Genomic DNA, 2928 nt, shown 5'->3' on the forward strand with positions numbered 1-2928 from the left:
GCTGGTGCTGGTCATACGGGTGGTTCTCCTGCTCGTTCGTCCACCCAGGCTAACTGATCACGCTAGGGTGTCTCACCCAACGATGTCAGAGAGGGCTTCGTGAAGCCATCGGGGCCCCTCCCGTGGAACCGGGCCAGGGCGATGCCGTGGTGATCAAATCGTTGCCGCACCGCGTACAACCGCGTACAGCCCTCCCCTGTCCCACAGTCAGCCACTGAGGATGAACCTCTGGCCGGTGCGCCCACGCGCTCGGTTCAGGCTGCAGGGGAAAGGATGTGCTCGTAGGTGGGGAAGACGATGTGGAGAGCGGTGTTGGCCGGTGGAGCGGCGGTCGTGTTCACAGGGGTGGCGGCGGTGCCGGCCGGGGCGGCGGAGGGCGGGGTCTCCTTCACCCGGGTCGCGGTGAACGGTGGGAAACCGATCGTGATCGGGGTCAAGGAGGAGGTCGAGGTGCACGCGGTCTTCCGGATGACGACCACGCTCACATACGACTTCGGGCCGACGGTGTTCCCCTACCGGGGAAAGCCCGACACGGGGGACACCCCGCACAGCGCCATCATCACCAGCGACTGCAAGGTCGTGGACAGGGCGAAGGGAATCTGCGACTTCGACGAATGGCTGTACATCGACCCGCGGCACCTTGACTTCGGGAACGAGGACGCCGGCACCTGGAAGACTGCCGCTCGGGTCTTTCTCGCCGGTGACGCCCATGACACTGACGACCTGAACCTCCCGTTGCAGGTCAAGCGGGCCGCACGCGTCACCGTCAACGCCTCGCCTGAGCCGGTCGCGGCAGGGAAGACGATCACCGTGACCGGGCGGGTCACACGGGCGAACTGGGACACCCACACGTACCAGGGGTACGCGGGCCGCACGGTGAGCCTGCAGTTCAAGACGGCGGGCGCCTCCTCGTACACGACGGTCAAGAAGGCGACGTCGAGTGGTACGGGGGCGCTCAGGACCACGGTGAAGGCCACCGGGCCGGGGACGTGGCGGTGGACGTACTACGGGAACTCCACCTCCGGGGCGAAGTCGTCGACCGGGGATTACGTCGCCGTGCGGTAGGCGACGCGTGCGCGCACCGTCTCCCCTCGCAGAACCGTCATCATCCGGACCGGCCGGACCGGGGGCCTCATCGACCTGTAGCCGACGCCGCAGGGGTCGGAACTCCTTGTGTTCAAGCAAAGTCCGATCCCCTGGGCTGGCCGACCTAACGCCGCTCTGAAGTCCGCTCCCTGCGAGCGAAGTGCGCGGCGCAGAAACCTGAGCGCGCTGCTTGGCCAGCCTGGCCAAGTAGCGCGCTCAGTCACACCCTGGACCTGCGGAGTGGTCCAGGGCTCGCACCGTGACCGGGCGTGGATGTCTGAGTCCCGCGGGGTGCTGAGGGGCAGCCGGTCTGGCTGGCCGGACGATCGGAGGGGCGCATCCGCGTGGGGATGCGCCCCCTCGTGGGCGCCGCGCTGGAACGCGGTGAGCCCGGTCCCTGTTTCATGGTGCAGCCACGACGCCAGGGGACCTCGGCAGCGAGTGCCGGAGGCAGCGTTGCAGGGACCATGGCATCCGATGCCCCGCTTCGGCAATGGCACCTGGACGAAAATGAATGAAAATAGCGGTTTCGTTCCTCTGATCTGCGGTTTTCGGATGGCCGGGGTTCTAATACTCCAGTACGGTTTCGTGATCTATCCAGTGGGTTCGTCGGCGGTTCGTCGTCGGTAGTGGCTGCATTGGGCTGTTGCCTGGTGGCGTCTGCGCCAGATGGACCAGTGCAGCAGCCTGGCCGCGGTCACGGCCGGTGGGTTGAAGACGGCGGCAAGGAGGCGGCGGATCTCCGGGACGGTAAGCGTGATCGGATCGCGGTTGCGGGCGGGCTGGTGCGTATCGGCGGGCCGTTGCGGTGCCGCGTCGGCGGCGAGGGCGGTCAGGAAGGCCAGGGCGAGCATGGCGAGCGTGATGTGCCGGTGCCAGGCCGTGGCGGGCAGGCGGCCGGCGACGGTGTCCGCGCGGACAAGGGTGCGGCCGTGGTTGATTCTGACCCGCATCGAGCAGGCGACGGCCATCACGTAGCCGATGCCGCGTGCTTCGAGGGCGGCGCGGAGCTGGGGGTCCTGGCCGTAGGCTTCGTCGCCGGTCACCCAGGAAGCGGTGATCCCGGCGTCCAGTGCGGCTGTGATCATCTCGGCGGCCAGGCGGGGCTTGGTGGCGAACTGCACCGTCTCGGGTATCCCGGCCGCGGTGCGGCGTTCGGGATCATTGGACCAGGAGTGTTCGGGGAGGTAGAGCCGTCGGTCGATCAGGGCCCGTCCCCGGCTGGTGGCCAGTGCGAGGAACACACCGACCTGGGTGTTTTCGATGCGTCCCGCGGTGCCGGTGTACTGCCTCTGCACTCCTGCCGAGGACCGGCCCTTCTTCAGGAAGCCGGTCTCGTCGACAACGAGAACGGCGCCGTCGGCGCCGAGGTGTTCGGCGGCGTAGGCACGCAGGTCGTCGCGGACAGCATCGGCGTCCCAGCGGGCGTAGCGCAGCAGGCGCTGCATCGGCCCGGGCCGGGTATGGCCCGCCTGTTCGGCCAGCTGCCAGCAGTTCTTGCGTTCGACGTTCGACAGCAGCCCGAGCAGGTAGGAGCGGGCGGTGGCCAGCGGCTCAACTCGGCCGAAGCGTCCCGCGATCCGGGCCATGGCCTGGTCGAACATCGCTCGCCAGCGGGCAGGGTCTACGCTATGGCCTGCGGCCACCGCACGATCTTCAGGAGTCCACACAACCCCCGATGATCACGCGGTGGCCGTACCCATTCCCAGCCGGGTCCGCGACAAGATCGCGAAGTCAGACTGGAGTACTAATCGGCCACCCGTTCGCCATCCCTTGGCGGTGAACGCCTGGACGTGCATGCATCAACGACCCCACCCCGGGGGGCCACACATTGTGATGGTC

General features: G+C 67.9%; 2 protein-coding genes. One reads left to right on the forward strand and one right to left on the reverse strand.

Annotated elements, in window-relative coordinates; all coding sequences use genetic code 11:
• Positions 1–297 precede the first annotated feature (297 nt).
• Positions 298–1065, forward strand: a complete 768-nt coding sequence (locus ACH4EW_RS32395; protein ID WP_398263136.1) for a hypothetical protein — start codon at positions 298–300, stop codon at positions 1063–1065.
• A 614-nt stretch (positions 1066–1679) separates the two neighbouring features.
• Here the strand turns inward: ACH4EW_RS32395 and ACH4EW_RS32400 are convergent.
• Positions 1680–2675: an IS701 family transposase gene (locus ACH4EW_RS32400; RefSeq protein WP_398263138.1), complete on the reverse strand. Its 996-nt coding sequence runs from the start codon at positions 2673–2675 to the stop codon at positions 1680–1682.
• Positions 2676–2928: the final 253 nt, after the last annotated feature.

The organism is Streptomyces sp. NPDC018000, from assembly GCF_044328025.1.
In the GTDB taxonomy this organism is placed as follows: domain Bacteria; phylum Actinomycetota; class Actinomycetes; order Streptomycetales; family Streptomycetaceae; genus Streptomyces.